The sequence below is a fragment of the Sulfitobacter sp. OXR-159 genome (assembly GCF_034377145.1).
GTDB lineage: Bacteria > Pseudomonadota > Alphaproteobacteria > Rhodobacterales > Rhodobacteraceae > Sulfitobacter.
Genome location: NZ_CP139707.1, coordinates 3228908 through 3242632 on the forward strand (window position 1 = coordinate 3228908; position 13725 = coordinate 3242632).

14 protein-coding genes are annotated in these 13725 nt (G+C 62.0%); 4 read left to right on the forward strand and 10 right to left on the reverse strand.

The window, feature by feature from the left end:
* Positions 1–239: 239 nt before the first annotated feature.
* The gene (locus T8A63_RS16525; RefSeq protein ID WP_067937990.1) at positions 240–1838 is read left to right on the forward strand and encodes a phosphoenolpyruvate carboxykinase; all 1599 of its coding nucleotides are present in this window, start codon (positions 240–242) and stop codon (positions 1836–1838) included.
* 76 nt (positions 1839–1914) lie between these two features.
* On the opposite strand, the gene T8A63_RS16530 is transcribed toward T8A63_RS16525, so the two are convergent.
* Complete coding sequence (locus T8A63_RS16530) at positions 1915–2823, reverse strand: LysR family transcriptional regulator (protein ID WP_236627437.1); 909 nt, start codon at positions 2821–2823, stop codon at positions 1915–1917.
* A 164-nt stretch (positions 2824–2987) separates the two neighbouring features.
* Between T8A63_RS16530 and T8A63_RS16535 the strand changes: the two genes are divergently transcribed.
* Positions 2988–3344, forward strand: a complete 357-nt coding sequence (locus T8A63_RS16535) for a helix-turn-helix domain-containing protein (protein WP_067627207.1) — start codon at positions 2988–2990, stop codon at positions 3342–3344.
* A 135-nt stretch (positions 3345–3479) separates the two neighbouring features.
* Here T8A63_RS16535 and smc read toward each other — a convergent pair whose 3' ends face one another.
* From smc to T8A63_RS16570, 7 genes are all read right to left on the reverse strand, one after another.
* A complete protein-coding gene (gene smc / locus T8A63_RS16540) occupies positions 3480–6935 on the reverse strand; it encodes a chromosome segregation protein SMC (protein WP_322344455.1) in 3456 nt (1151 codons plus the stop codon).
* Positions 6936–7173: 238 nt separating this feature from the next.
* On the reverse strand, positions 7174–7464 hold the full coding sequence (locus T8A63_RS16545; protein WP_322344456.1) for a hypothetical protein: 291 nt from the start codon (positions 7462–7464) through the stop codon (positions 7174–7176).
* Between the two features lie 95 nt (positions 7465–7559).
* Positions 7560–8120 carry a F0F1 ATP synthase subunit B gene (locus T8A63_RS16550; RefSeq protein WP_067627217.1) on the reverse strand — a complete coding sequence of 187 codons (561 nt, stop codon included), beginning with the start codon at positions 8118–8120 and terminating at the stop codon, positions 7560–7562.
* A gap of 15 nt (positions 8121–8135) precedes the next feature.
* Positions 8136–8693, reverse strand: coding sequence for a F0F1 ATP synthase subunit B' (locus T8A63_RS16555; protein ID WP_269342938.1), 558 nt, complete (start codon positions 8691–8693; stop codon positions 8136–8138).
* Between the two features lie 90 nt (positions 8694–8783).
* Positions 8784–9008: a F0F1 ATP synthase subunit C gene (locus tag T8A63_RS16560; RefSeq protein WP_007118046.1), complete on the reverse strand. Its 225-nt coding sequence runs from the start codon at positions 9006–9008 to the stop codon at positions 8784–8786.
* Positions 9009–9072: 64 nt separating this feature from the next.
* Positions 9073–9834, reverse strand: coding sequence for a F0F1 ATP synthase subunit A (locus T8A63_RS16565; protein WP_322344457.1), 762 nt, complete (start codon positions 9832–9834; stop codon positions 9073–9075).
* 1 nt (position 9835) lies between these two features.
* On the reverse strand, positions 9836–10186 hold the full coding sequence (locus T8A63_RS16570) for an AtpZ/AtpI family protein (RefSeq protein WP_322344458.1): 351 nt from the start codon (positions 10184–10186) through the stop codon (positions 9836–9838).
* Between the two features lie 240 nt (positions 10187–10426).
* Between T8A63_RS16570 and T8A63_RS16575 the strand changes: the two genes are divergently transcribed.
* Positions 10427–10783, forward strand: coding sequence for an ArsR/SmtB family transcription factor (locus tag T8A63_RS16575; RefSeq protein WP_067627198.1), 357 nt, complete (start codon positions 10427–10429; stop codon positions 10781–10783).
* Between the two features lie 194 nt (positions 10784–10977).
* On the opposite strand, the gene T8A63_RS16580 is transcribed toward T8A63_RS16575, so the two are convergent.
* Together T8A63_RS16580 and T8A63_RS16585 are read right to left on the reverse strand one after the other, a co-directional pair.
* Complete coding sequence (locus T8A63_RS16580) at positions 10978–11904, reverse strand: DMT family transporter (RefSeq protein ID WP_322344459.1); 927 nt, start codon at positions 11902–11904, stop codon at positions 10978–10980.
* Positions 11892–12779 carry a LysR family transcriptional regulator gene (locus T8A63_RS16585; RefSeq protein ID WP_067937980.1) on the reverse strand — a complete coding sequence of 296 codons (888 nt, stop codon included), beginning with the start codon at positions 12777–12779 and terminating at the stop codon, positions 11892–11894. The genes T8A63_RS16580 and T8A63_RS16585 overlap by 13 nt, the downstream gene beginning before the upstream one ends.
* A 126-nt stretch (positions 12780–12905) precedes the next feature.
* Here T8A63_RS16585 and T8A63_RS16590 point away from each other — a divergent pair, with 126 nt between their 5' ends.
* A complete protein-coding gene (locus tag T8A63_RS16590; protein ID WP_067627194.1) occupies positions 12906–13490 on the forward strand; it encodes an FMN-dependent NADH-azoreductase in 585 nt (194 codons plus the stop codon).
* The last annotated feature ends 235 nt before the right edge of the window (positions 13491–13725 follow it).

A 13725-nucleotide genomic window follows, 5' to 3' on the forward strand; every position in this document is an offset into this window, starting at 1 on the left:
AATTGCCGCACTTTAATTACTCTCACCCAAGATAAGTCCAGGGTGGTGCGCATCGCTTTGGGCCGGGATCTAAGCGCTTCGAAACAAAGTTTTACATGATGGCGCTAACTGTGACAAAGCTGCCTGTTCAACCTGAAAACGCCCGTGTTAAGAGGCTCTCAAGGCCCCCGATGCCCAGGGCAATTGCGCCCGCTCGGACACGTACTGCGCTGCTCACGCGCTACCACAGGAGACATCACATGACATTTGGACGGGTAAACCCGCAGTTCAGCCTCGAAGATCAGCAGATCAGCGGGCTCGGCGATGTCTATTACAACCTGACCGAGCCTGCGCTGGTCGAGGCGGCATTGAAACGGGGCGAAGGCAGCCTTGGCAAAGGCGGTGCCTTTCTGGTGACCACCGGCAAGTTCACAGGCCGGTCTCCCAAAGATAAACATGTGGTCAAAACCGACAGCGTGGCCGACAGCATCTGGTGGGAAAACAACGCCGAGATGTCGCCCGAAGGGTTTGACGCGCTCTATCAAGACATGATCGCCCATATGCAGGGCAAAGACTACTTCGTCCAAGACCTCGTTGGCGGAGCCGACCCCAAGCATGCGATCAACGTACGGATGGTAACGGAACTGGCATGGCACGGCCTCTTCATCCGCACCATGCTGCGCCGCCCCGATGCCGAAGCGCTGCAGGACTTCACCGCCGATTTCACCGTGATCAACTGCCCCAGCTTCCAGGCCGATCCGGCCAAGCACAACTGCCGCAGCGAGACCGTGATCGCGATGAACTTCGACCGCAAGATGATCCTCATCGGCGGCACTGAATACGCGGGCGAGAACAAAAAGTCGGTCTTCACCCTGCTGAACTACCTGCTGCCTGAGAAAGGCATCATGCCGATGCACTGCTCGGCCAACCATGCCACCGGAAACCCCGTTGATACGGCCGTTTTCTTCGGCCTGTCGGGCACCGGCAAGACCACGCTCTCCGCCGATCCAGAGCGCACGTTGATCGGCGACGATGAGCACGGCTGGTCCGACAACGGCACCTTCAACTTCGAAGGCGGCTGCTATGCCAAGACCATCAACCTCAACCCCGAGGCAGAGCCGGAAATCTACGCGACGACCTCTAAATTCGGCACCGTGATCGAAAATATGGTCTTCGATCCCGATACCTTCGAGCTGGACTTCGACGACGACTCGCTCACGGCCAACATGCGCGCCGCCTACCCGCTGCACTATATCTCCAACGCCAGCGAGAAGGCCGTCGGCGGCCACCCCAAGAACATCATCATGCTGACCTGCGATGCCTTCGGTGTGCTGCCTCCGATCGCGCGGCTCAGCCCGGCGCAGGCGATGTACCACTTCCTGTCGGGCTTCACCTCCAAAGTCGCGGGCACCGAGCGTGGCGTGACCGAGCCTGAGCCCACATTCTCCACCTGTTTCGGCGCGCCCTTCATGCCGCGCCGCCCCGAGGTCTACGGCAACCTCCTGCGCGAGAAGATCGCCCAGCATGGTGCCACCTGCTGGCTGGTCAACACCGGCTGGACCGGCGGCGCATACGGCACCGGCTCGCGGATGCCGATCAAAGCCACCCGCGCTTTGTTGAGCGCGGCGCTTGAAGGGCGTCTGGCAGAGGCTGAATACCGCAAAGACCCGAACTTTGGCTTCGACGTTCCGGTTTCGGTCAACGGCGTCGCCGACATCCTGCTCGACCCGCGCCGCACATGGGACGATCCGGAATCCTATGACCGTCAGGCGGCCAAACTGGTCAAGATGTTCTCGGACAACTTTGAACAATACCTGCCCTATATCGACGACGATGTGAAAGCCGCAGCGATCAGCTAAGCCTTTGCGTTAGCATCCAAAACAGAAAGGGCCGCCTTGATGGGCGGCCCTTTTTGCATCTTGCCCTCAATGTTCGTCAGCCTGCGAATGTTACCTTTGCGTCCAAAGGCATCTCGCGCAGGAAGCTGTCATCAACACCGGCGATATTCACTGAGGTCGACCGGTCCACCGCCGCGATCAGGGCAAAGCTTTTGTCCGGATACCGCCCGGCCATCAGCAGGCGTTTGTAGGCCAAGGGCACCGGCTCGCCACCCTCTTCGCGTGGGATTTGGGTAACCACCTCGTCCAACCGAACGCCACAGGTCGCCTCCACCTCTCGAAAGGGGAAGTTCAGCATATTCTCAAACTCGGGCCCGCCCGGAAACAGCTTCAGTGGCCGTCCGATGCTGCTGCGCGCGTTGGTCCAGCCCCACCACTGCGTGTAGAACGATTTCTCCCCCACTTCGGTACAGATCCATCCATTGGGCGAGTCGCGATACACCAGCACATAGGGGCGCATGGCGCGAAAGGCTTCGCTCTCCAACTCTCCCCGGCTCATGCACCACGCCTGAAGCGCGGCCTGCATCATCGCGGAGCCCCCATCCCAGATCAGCGACAAGGGCTGCTGTTGCTGGTGAAAACTCCATCCGTTCGGCTCTTCGTGCGAAAGGCGCAGCATCCCGTCGGCGTGGCGCGTCTTGCCATCCAGCCACAGCTTGCCCCGGTCAATGATATCGCGCGCTTCGGGCAAGGCCTCCACGCCAGCCTTAGTCAGGGAATAGCGCCGGTTCTCAATCGTGAACAGCGGCGCGCCCATCGCCTTTTCCAATTGCTGGATATGCCGCCGAACCGTTTGCCGCGTGCTTGCCAGTTGAGCAACCGCATGGCTGAGGTTCAGCGTTTGCGCCAAGGTCACGAATGAGCGTATCATCTCGAACAAAAGGGCCGGCGCAGGGTCCTTTTGCGGGGTCGGGGGCACGGGTGCGACCGGCTCAATATCGGACATATGTTGGTTCATAGGCAACGGATGGTACATGAATCATCCGGTAACGCAACATAATCCATCCAGCCAAGGTAAATCGGTTAACCCAAAGGGGCCATATCTAGGCAATTGATCCTCAACACATTGCGGGTAGTGAATGTATTGTACTCAACCTGAGGTATTGAACTATGTCCCACCCTGTAGACGTTCACGTCGGTCGCCGACTCAAGCAGGCCCGCACCCTGCGAAGGCAATCCCAGACCGATGTGGCGCGTGAACTCAAACTGTCGTTTCAGCAGATCCAGAAGTATGAAATCGGCTCCAACCGGATTGCCGCCAGCCGCCTGCATGAGCTTGCCCGGATACTGAATGTGACCCCCGGCTATTTCTTCGAAGGGCTGGATGACGACCACCCCGAGAACAGCAATGACCCCTCCCTTGAGATCGTGAATGCCATCGGCTCCATCAAGGACGATGCGGTAAAGGCCCGAATTCTAACGTTTATTGAGGACGTCTCTGGCGTCACAGTGTCGCGCAAAAGCTGATCGCGGCTCTCTGTCCACGCTAACTACGGCCTCGGCGACGCGGCTTGCAACAGCTTCACGGCAGCACGCAACCCCGCGGCAACCTGATGCGCGCACGCTTTAAGGGCCGGTCCTCGCAACCGGCGTCTCCCACCTTTACGCGACCAGGGTTTCCGCTTTCTTAAGATCGACAGAAACCAACTGGCTGACCCCCTGCTCCGCCATGGTCACCCCAAAGAGCCGGTCCATCCGCGCCATCGTCACCGCATGGTGCGTGATGATCAGGAACCGCGTATCGGTCTGACGGCACATCTCATCCAACAGATCGCAGAACCTGGTCACATTTGCGTCATCAAGCGGCGCGTCGACCTCGTCCAGCACACAGATCGGCGCCGGATTGGCCAAGAACACGGCAAAGATCAGCGCCATCGCGGTCAAGGTCTGCTCCCCGCCCGACAGCAGGCTCAGGGTGCTCAGCTTCTTGCCCGGCGGTTGGCACAGGATCTCCAACCCGGCTTCCAATGGATCATCGCTTTCGACCATCACGAGGTTCGCCTCGCCGCCACCAAAGAGGTGGGTAAACAGCATAGAGAAGTTCGCGTTCACCTGTTCAAAGGCCGTCAGCAGCCGCTCCCGCCCCTCGCGGTTGAGGCCCGCGATCCCGCTGCGCAGGGTCTTGATTGCCTCTTCCAAATCGGCCTTCTCGGTCAGCAGCGCGCCGTGCTCTTCGCGTATCTCTTTGGCGTCATCCTCGGCGCGCAGGTTCACCGCGCCCAAGGAATCCCGCTGCCTTTTGTAACGATTTACGTCCTCTTCCAGCGCGTCCACCGGCGGGGTCTGATCCGCCTCGATGTCCAGCGCATCGCGCAGGACCTCGGGCGTGACTTGCCGCTCGTCCTGAATACGGTCCGCCGCATGGGTCACCGTCTCACGCGCGGCATCGCTGCGCGCCTCGGCCCGGGCGCGGGCTTCCCGCGCGTCCGAGGCCTGCCGTTCCGCGTCGCGTTCGGCATCCGTCGCCGCCTTCAGCGCAGCTTCGGCGGCGGCCAGCGTGTCGGTCGCATGGGTGCGTCGCGTTTCGGCTGCGGTGATCGCACCTGACAATTCTTCCCGCTTCGCCGCGATTTCCGCCGGCACGGCACCCGCCTCGGCCAACTCCGCCTCGGAGGCGGCTTTGCGTTCAACCAATTCGGCGGTGCGCTTGCCCGCTGTCTCCAACCGGTGCCGCCAGCCGCTGGCCTCTTTCGAGACCTCTTGCACCCGGCGTCTGCGGGCTTCGCCTTCGCGGCGCAATTCGTCATGGGCCGAGCGGCGCGACATCATCGTGATCCGGGACGCTTCGACCGTCATGCGGATATCGTCGACAGTCGCACGGGCAGCGGCAAGATCGTCCAAGCCCGCCAAGGTACGTTCGGCGTCCATCACCTCGGCCCGCGCGGTAATCGCGGCCTCCTCATGGCGCTTCACGGCAAGGCCAAGGGATTCCAGACGGCTTTGAACAAGGTTGCGATCCGCCTCCGCCCGGCTCAGGGCGCGCCCCGCTTCGGCCACCTGTCGATCCGCGTCGCGCCGCGCTTCGCGGGCACGTTTGTCGGCCTCGGCCTGCTCGGCCAACTGCTGCTGCAGGGTTTCATGCGCGGCCCGTGCCGCATCGGCACGTTCGCTCACCTGTTCCAGCGCCTGTTTCAGAACTTCCAACCGGTTCAACTGCTGCAGGCGCAGGGCCGCAGCCGATGGCGTATCCTCGGCCATGGCTCGGAACCCGTCCCACCGCCAAAGATCACCCTCTGCCGAGACCAGCCGTTGCCCGGGCAGCAACTGCGCCTGAAGCCGCGCGCCCGCCTCAGGATCCACCAGCCCAATCTGGCTCATGCGGCGTTCCAGCACCTTCGGGACCGTGACATGCTGCGTTAGCGGCGTCGCCCCTGCGGGCAGCGGCTGCGCCTCTAGGTAGCCCGGCAAGATCGACCAGCCGGAGGGTCGATCGGTAGCAACTTCTGGCGCGCGCAGGTCATCGGCCAAAGCCGCGCCAAGCGCCTTTTCAAACCCTTGTTCAACCTGCAACCGGTCGAGGATCTGCCCGCCTTCCGCCGTGTCGCGCTCGACCAGCTTTGCCAGCGCGCCCACCTCTGCGCGCAGCGCATTGGCCTCGCCCTCGGCCTCGGACCGCTCTGCACGGGCATCGGCTTCGCGCGACTGCGTGTCGGCGTGGGTTTCTTCCGCAGCCAAAAGAGCCGCATCCGCCGCGGCTGAGGCCGTGACGGCGCTCGCCTCGGCCTGCTGGGCCGCTGCAAAATCCACACCAGCTTTGTCGAGGGTCGCTTGGCTTTGAGCGACTGCATCGCGGGCCTTGCGGGCTTCGGCTTCCGACTTCTCCAGCGTTTTGCGGCTGTCCTGCAGCAGCCGTTCGGCTGAGCTGTGCCGCGCCGCCAGACGGGCGACATCTTCGGTCTGCTGGGAAAGGTCCGCCTCGCGGGTCTGCAAGACTTCCGCCGCCTCGCGCGCGGCCTCTGCCGCCGCCTCAAGGGCGCTGTCGTGCCCCTCATCGGCTGTGGCAAGCTCGGACGCTTCCCTTTCGAGACGCTCGATCGTTTCTTCCGCGTCGCGGTTCAACCCGCCTTCCCGCTCGATATCGCGGGTCAACTGGGTGATGCGGCTGGTCAGGGTGTCGATCAATGACGCGGCACGGGTTTCTTGATCGGCCAGCGTGTCGCGCTGTGTGGTCAGACGTTGCAGAATCGCGGTCGCAATCGCCTCTTCCTCGCGCAAGCCGGGCAAGGCGGCCTCGGCCTCCTCGCGCCCTTCGGCCACGCGCCGCACCTGCGCTTCGGCCTCTGCCGTTGCGGCAACACGGGCGCGCAGGTCATCCTCGGCCTTTGCGCGCGCCTCGTCCGCTTCGCGCCAGCGGCGGTAGAGCAACAAGCCCTCGGCGCGGCGCAGCGCTTCGCCAATCTCGCGGTACTTCGCGGCCTGCCGCGCTTGCCGGGCCAGCGTGGCCAATTGAGCGGCCAATTGTTCAACCACATCATCGACGCGGGCGAGGTTCTGTTCGGCCCCGTTGAGTTTCAACTCGGCCTCATGGCGGCGCTGGTAGAGCCCCGAGATCCCCGCAGCCTCTTCCAGAATGCGGCGGCGGCTTTTCGGCTTGGCGTTGATCAGCTCTGCAATCTGCCCTTGCCGGACCAGCGCCGGGCTATGCGCCCCGGTGGAGGCATCGGCGAAGAGCATCTGCACATCCCGCGCCCGGACATCCTTGCCGTTCACCTTATAGGCGCTGCCGACATCGCGAGTGATGCGGCGCACGATCTCAAGCGCGTCTTGTTCGTTAAAGCCCGCAGGTGCGAGCCGGTCGCTGTTGTCGAGATGCAGCGCCACTTCGGCAAAGTTACGCGCCGGGCGCGAGGCGGCCCCGGCAAAGATCACGTCTTCCATGCCGCCGCCCCGCATGGCGGTCGGGCGGTTTTCGCCCATGACCCACCGCAAGGCTTCGAGCAGGTTGGATTTGCCACAGCCGTTCGGCCCCACGACTCCGGTCAGCCCATCTGAAATGACGAGGTCCGTCGGGTCCACGAAGCTTTTGAAGCCGGTTAATCTGAGTTTGGAAAAACGCAAGTTTGCCCTGCCGTGATTGATTCTTGCCTGAGCGGCGAACTTGCCGTTTGGCACGGGTCCGAGTCAATCAAAAGCCCCAAGGGACAGGGGGCGGTCGGCGGTTATCCACAAGATATTGTCGTCTCTCGGCCATTTCCGAGACTGGCCTCCGCCAGCCCCGCCGGATCGGCGCGTGTCGTCATTCTGACGCCGTCCAAGTCACAGCCCGGTGTTCCGCCTCAACCACAGCAAGCGCCCTCTAGTCGCAATCCAACACGCCAACGGCCAGCGCCTGATCGCCCAAGACCTCTTTCACCTCGCAGCCGCTCGCCTGTGCCATCGCACGCCCCGCCCGCCCGCGGATGGGGCCAAAGCGCGGCGCGTATTGGGTGTTCACCCGCACCGCTTCCGCCCGCTCCCCCCGAATGCGCACATCGAACACCGAACCCTCCACGGTGATGCGTTCGGCCGGAATGCCCCTGAAGTCCCGACTAGGCGCTGTACAGGCCGCAAGGCCGATCACCACCGCAATGATAAGAAGCAAACGCATGGTTTGAGCCTGTCGCGGTTGGGTTAATAAAAGCCTAACGCAAAAGAAAAAGCCCCGGCGAAACCGGGGCTTTCAAAATTCGATGGGGCGCTGGCTTAGTGCAGCTTGGCTTCGACTTGGGCGATGCCATCGTCGATCAGCTTGTTGCCCTGTGCAGCGGTCATCTGCTTGGCGATCACATCGCGCGCAGCGGCCACAGCGATCGTCACGGCTTGGTCGCGGACTTCCTTCACAGCGGCGGCCTCGGCCGAGCTGATCTGGTCCTTCGCGGCAGCCATGCGACGGTCAAGCGACTTGGCCATATCCGCCCGTGCCTGTTCGGCAGCAAGACGGGCATCTTCCTTGGCGGAAGACACGATGCGATCCGCTTGGTCCTGCACCTCTTTCTGCTTGCGCTCATAGGAGGCGAGCAAAGTCTGCGCTTCTTCACGCAGGGCGCGGGCTTCTTCCAGCTCGGTCTTGATGCCATCGGCGCGTTTGTCGAGCATGCCGATCAACAGCGTCGGAACCTTGAAATAGATCAAGATACCGAGGAACAGCAGGAAGGCCAGCAGCACGATGAAGTCCGTGTTGCGCAGCGAGAAGAAAGGTCCGGTGGCCGCAAAAGCAGGCGAAGCCACCATGCCAGCGAGCAGGGTCGAAAGTGTCAGGCGCATGGATTTGGTCATGGCTTATCCTTTCATCCGCGCGTCGACGGCGGCATCAACGGTTGCAGCATCTGCCGTGCCACCAAGGGCAGCGACGAGCGCTTCTGCGGTGTCCTTGGCAACGGCTTGTACGTTGTCCATGGCGCCCGCGCGAATTTCGGCGATGGCTTTTTCCGATTCTGCCACTTGCGCGGCAATCTCGGCATCGGCCTTGGCCATTTCGGCATCCAGATCAGCCTGCATGTCCGCTTTGGCTTGGGCCACGATCTGCTGTGCCTCGGCACGGGCGTCGATCAGGGCCTTATCATAGGCGGCTTCGGCTTCCTGTGCCTTGACCTTAAGGTCTTCGGCAGCCGCGATGTCATTGGTGATGGTCCCTTGGCGTTCAGCCAGAACCGCACCGATACGAGGCAGAGCCACGCGCGACAGGATCAGGTAGGTGGCGATCAGCGCGAGGATCAGCCAGAAAATCTGGTTGCCCCAGTGATCGAAGTTCAGCTGCGGCATGCCCGGCGTTTCGGCAGCATGGGTCGCAATGCCGGTCGCGTCGGCCAGCCCGTCGCTGGTTGTTACAGTTGCCATCGTGGCTTCTCCTTGGAAACTTTGCCGTTACAGCCGGGCAGACACGGCGATGCGCGCCTGCCCGCTCGTAAGGATTACAGTTCCGAGAGCTTAGACAGCGAACATCAGCAGCAGAGCGACGAGGAACGAGAAGATCCCCAGAGCTTCTGCAAACGCGATGCCGATGAACAGGGTCGCTGTCTGGCTTGCGGCTGCCGATGGGTTGCGCAGTGCGCCGGACAGGAAGTTGGCGGCAACGTTGCCGACACCCAGGGCTGCGATGCCTGTGCCGAGACCTGCGATGCCTGCGCCGATATGTGCGAGTTGACCTTCCATTGGGGTATCTCCTTACGATTGGAAGTTAAAACTTTGACGGGAAGCCCCGCCGTTGTTGGGGTTGTTAGTGTGCGGGGTGCAGCGCGTCCTTGAGGTACACGCATGTCAGGATGGTAAAGACATAGGCCTGGATAAAGGCCACCAGCACTTCGAGACCGTACATCGCGGTGATCGCGAGCACCGACACCGGAGAGATCACTGCGATGGCAGCGAAACCGGCGAAAACTTTGATAACCGCGTGGCCCGCCATGACGTTACCAGCCAGACGAATGGAGTGGCTTACCGGGCGCACGAAGTAGCTGATCAATTCGATGATCGCCAGCACCGGCCGCAGCGCCAGAGGGGCCGAGGAAACCCAGAAGAGGCTCAGGAAAGCTGCGCCGTTCTTAACGAAGCCCACGACGGTCACGGTAATGAACACGGCCAGCGCCAGCACCACGGTCACCGAGAAATGCGCGGTGGGGGTAAAGGCTGTTGGGATCAGGCCAAGGAAGTTCGCCATGACGATGAACATGAACAGGGTCATGATATAGGGGAAGAACTTCAGCCCTTCTTTGCCGCAAATGTCCTCGACCATCTTGTGGATGAAGCCGTAAGCCAGTTCGGCAACCGATTGCATCCGGCCCGGAACGACCGAGCGGCGTGCACTGCCCAGCACCAGCAGAGCGAATGTCGCCAGAACCGCCAGCGCCATCCAGAAGGTAGCGTTGGTGATGGTGTACCAAGCAACGGAAGCATCGTCGCTGAAAAGCGGCGATACGATGAACTGGTCCATCGGGTGGAATTCCAGACCGCCTGCTGCGGCACCGTCTATCTCTGTTGCCATCTCAGGCTCCCTCGTCCTTGCCCGAATGGGGCTTATCCTGTTCGGCCGGTTCGGCCTGTTGTTTGCCCTGGATTTCCTCAGCGGTGCGGAGCATCGTCTTCACCCCCGCCGCAAGGCCCAGCATTACAAATAGCACCATGAAGATGGGCAGCGTGCCAAAGAGCACATCAAGCCCGTATCCGATGCCGAAACCGATCCCTAGACCGGCCACAAGTTCAATCACCATCCGCCATGCCATATTGGCCTGAGAATAATGCTCATCCGCTCGGGGCTTGGGTGCGCCGCGTTGTTTCGCAGCCGCCAGTTTGGCCTCAAGCTGCTCCATCTGCTGCCGTTGGTCCGGGCTGGTCACACCAAAATCCCCTTAGGAATATCTGCTGCGGTGCTACTGTCAGGGCGGGTTAGAGTCAACAACCTTGGGCATCGCAGGTTTTCGGGTCTTTACAGTAGGTTAGCCGGAGCGAGACGGTGGCACCCTTGAAACAGCGCAAGCAAATCCCAGTGAAACCGCGCCGGATGCTTATTCAACCCGGTGGTTAAGTTAGCCGCAATGGCTGCTTTCCCACTCCCGCGCCCCGCGCTATGCAGGCACATGACCCAAGACCTAGATCAGGTGTTTGCCGCCCTTGCGGACCCCACCCGGCGCGCCATCCTCGCGATGCTGCTGGAGGATGATATGGCCGTGACCGACGTGGCCGAGCCGTTCGAGATGTCGCTGGCCGCGATCTCGAAACATTTGGGCGTGCTGACGGCGGCAGGGCTGATCAGTCAGGAAAAGCGGGGCCGTGTGAAGTGGTGCAAACTGGAACCGGATGCTTTGCGGAATGCGTCGGTCTGGATGCAGGGGTTCGGGCAGTTTGAGCCGGTGAACCTTGATGCCTTCGAGCGATTTTTGGAAATCGAACTGCCTGAGACTGCGGAAGGCGTGACGCGCTCAGGGTCTGAGTAGAGAGAGTGATCCCCCCTTGCCACGAGGTAAATAAGACAAGGGGAGGATCAATCGACGGTCAGATGACGCCGAATGCAAAACGCAAAATAGCCAATACCACTACGATCAACCCGATCAGGTAAATAATACTACGCATGGTTGTGTCCTTCACTTTCATTTCACGCCCCAACGCGGGATCACGCGGTCCGGTTCCATCAAATCTGCATCTTTTTGAATTTTTGTGTTTTTTCCGCGCTGTCGTCGCGCAGCAGCAGGTAAAGCGCCAGAATGGTCAGTAGGACGCCACCCCAAATCAGCCCGCCCGGCAGGGCATTGCCAAAACCCAGCTCCCAAAGGATCACCCAGCTTGGCGTAAGATAGGTATAGGCCATCACTTTCGCCGAGGGCAGCCGCAGCGCCGCGAATTGCAACAGAACCACCGTGGCCGCCGTGGCAAAGACCGCAACGTATAGGATCGTGATCCAGACCAAGGGCCGAAGCGCACCCCAGTCCGTCGCGCGGATATCCTGCCAGCCGTAGAGCCCCAGCAGCACTGTCCCCGCCAGCAAGGTGCCAAAGGTGAACATCACCGCGTTCTCGCCTCGGTTCAGCCGCCGCACCATGGGCGTATAAAGTGCGTGACTGATGCAGCCGACGAAATAGATCGCCTCCCCCCGGCCGATGTCGAACGCCAACAGCGCCGCGAGGTCGCCGCGAAAGATCACCCACAGCGCCCCGGCTCCGCCGATCGCCAATGCCAGCGCCATGCGCGGCGTCATGATCTGCCGCACCAATGCCCATGCAAAGCCCGCCGCCATGACCGGGACAAGGGTAAAGACCGCCGCCGCAGCCACCGGCGGCGCGGTCTTGAGCCCTTCGAACATGAGCACGAAATAAAGTGTAAAGAGCCCCGCCAACACGAAATAGCGCCAAGGTGCTGCAAAGCCTGCCCGGTTGATATCGCCCCGTCCCCAAGCCAAAGCTCCGACCAATACCGTGGCCAAGGCGAACCGAACGGCATTGAGGGCCGTGGGCGTGATCTCATTCGCCACCTGCGCCCCGAGCGAGAATGACCCCGCCACCAGCGCCGAGAAACAGAGCATCGCCAGATGCCCCTGCGCCGAAGCGCTTATTCGGGACATGTGACCGCATCCTCGGCATGTTCCTTCAGGAACCGCAGCACCGCCTGCACCTTACTGGTCCGGTGCAGATCAACATGGGTGACCAACCACAGGGCACTGCTCCAATCGGGACGGGGGGCGTGAATCTCGACCAACTGCGGATCATTGCGCCCCATGGCAGCGGGCAGGCCACCGATTCCTGCCCCGGCCCGCAGTGCCGCCTCCATCGCCGCGCCGCTGGTGCTGCGCCACGTCACGCTTTCCTCTGGTACCGTGGCCCAAAGCCACTTGTGATAGGGCGCGCGGCTGTCGCGGTTATCGGCTGCGATGAAGCGGTGCTTGTGGTAGTCCTCCGGCCCCTGCGGAATGCCGAATTGCGCCACGTAATCCCGGCTCGCATAGGCCCCGACCGCAAGTTGCGCATAGGGCTGCACCACATTGTCGGGCTGGTCCGGCGCGGCCCCGGCGCGGATTGCGACATGCGCCTCACCATACTCCAGCCGGAACAGGCGATCTCCGATCAGGTAACGCACGACCAACTCAGGGTTCTGGCGCTGGAACTCAGTCAACAATGGCGCCAGCTGCGGGGCAAGGAAATCAAGCGATGTGATCACCAATTCGCCCGACACATCACTGCCACGCCCCTTGATCCGCCCGGCCAACTGGCTGAACTGATCGTCCGTGGCCCGCGCCACCCGCAGAAGATCCTCGCCCGCCTCGGTCGCCGTATAACCGCGCGCGTGACGCTGGAACAACTTCACGCCAAGCCGCCCCTCCAAGGCATCGATATGGCGGATAACGGTGGCATGATGCACGCCCAACACCTCTGCCGCGCCGCTGACGGTGCCAAGTTGCGCGACCTGATAGGCCGTCCTGATCTCATCCCAATTGTCCATGGTTCACCCTGCCTTCCTGACTTGTGCATTTACGAACATGGTCACGTTCATTCTGGCAGTTGCGTTCGGGAGCACAATGCCCAATTCCATGTCATCAGATTGACCCTTGGAACAAGGAGCCGCCAAATGGCCACCCTGCGTATCGAAACATCCGTGAACCGCGAGAACTCTGTCACCCGTAAGCTGACAGACCGCATCATCTCAACCCTTGGTGACAGCGATGTGGTTACCCGCGACATCGCCATTGAGCCCCTGCCGCTGATCGATTCCACATGGGCCAGCGCCCGCGTGAAACCCGCCGACGAGCGCAGCACCTTGGATCAAGAAGCCCTCGCCCTGTCCGACGCGCTGGTCGCCGAGGTCCAAGCCGCCGATACAATCGTCATCAGCGCGCCGATCTATAACTTCACCATCCCCGCCTCGCTGAAAGCGTGGATCGACCTGATCGCCCGCGTCGGGGTGACCTTTAACTACACGGCAGACGGCCCCGTTGGCCTGCTTGAGAACAAGCGCGTCATCGTCGCCTTCGCCTCTGGCGGCACCGGCATCGATTCCGCCGCCGATTTCGCCAGTGGCTACCTGCGCTTCGTGCTGGGGTTCTTGGGCATCACCGACGTGACCTTTGTCGCGGCGGACCAATTGGCCATGGACGCCGAAGGCACCATCGCCCGCGCCAACGCCCAGATCGACGCGCTGCGCGACGCGGCCTAAGCAGCCTCACGCTCAGAAACAGCCGCGTCCCATCACCGGGGCGCGGCTTTTGCTTGGGCTAGCTTTTGCCGCCCGCCCTGCCCGGCTTGACTCACGCCGCGCCAGCGCGTAAACGCCCCTCAATCTCCGGAAGCATTGCCTTCCGGTCCCGGCATGGCGTCGGGATCGCCCCCAGTCAGCGCGTTGCGCCCACTGGGGCATTTGTGCATTTTCGCGCGCGTCCTTAAGTAGGGGC

Bases quoted from the DNA above. Each gene is read 5' to 3' on its own strand.
- T8A63_RS16585 (WP_067937980.1), bottom strand. From the start codon at position 12,779: ATGGACAATTGGGATGAGATCAGGACGGCCTATCAGGTCGCGCAACTT.
- T8A63_RS16560 (WP_007118046.1), bottom strand. From the start codon at position 9,008: ATGGAAGGTCAACTCGCACATATCGGCGCAGGCATCGCAGGTCTCGGC.
- T8A63_RS16535 (WP_067627207.1), top strand. From the start codon at position 2,988: ATGTCCCACCCTGTAGACGTTCACGTCGGTCGCCGACTCAAGCAGGCC.
- T8A63_RS16555 (WP_269342938.1), bottom strand. From the start codon at position 8,693: ATGGCAACTGTAACAACCAGCGACGGGCTGGCCGACGCGACCGGCATT.
- T8A63_RS16545 (WP_322344456.1), bottom strand. From the start codon at position 7,464: ATGCGTTTGCTTCTTATCATTGCGGTGGTGATCGGCCTTGCGGCCTGT.
- T8A63_RS16565 (WP_322344457.1), bottom strand. From the start codon at position 9,834: ATGGCAACAGAGATAGACGGTGCCGCAGCAGGCGGTCTGGAATTCCAC.
- T8A63_RS16575 (WP_067627198.1), top strand. From the start codon at position 10,427: ATGACCCAAGACCTAGATCAGGTGTTTGCCGCCCTTGCGGACCCCACC.
- T8A63_RS16580 (WP_322344459.1), bottom strand. From the start codon at position 11,904: ATGTCCCGAATAAGCGCTTCGGCGCAGGGGCATCTGGCGATGCTCTGT.
- T8A63_RS16550 (WP_067627217.1), bottom strand. From the start codon at position 8,120: ATGCGCCTGACACTTTCGACCCTGCTCGCTGGCATGGTGGCTTCGCCT.
- T8A63_RS16525 (WP_067937990.1), top strand. From the start codon at position 240: ATGACATTTGGACGGGTAAACCCGCAGTTCAGCCTCGAAGATCAGCAG.
- T8A63_RS16530 (WP_236627437.1), bottom strand. From the start codon at position 2,823: ATGTCCGATATTGAGCCGGTCGCACCCGTGCCCCCGACCCCGCAAAAG.
- T8A63_RS16590 (WP_067627194.1), top strand. From the start codon at position 12,906: ATGGCCACCCTGCGTATCGAAACATCCGTGAACCGCGAGAACTCTGTC.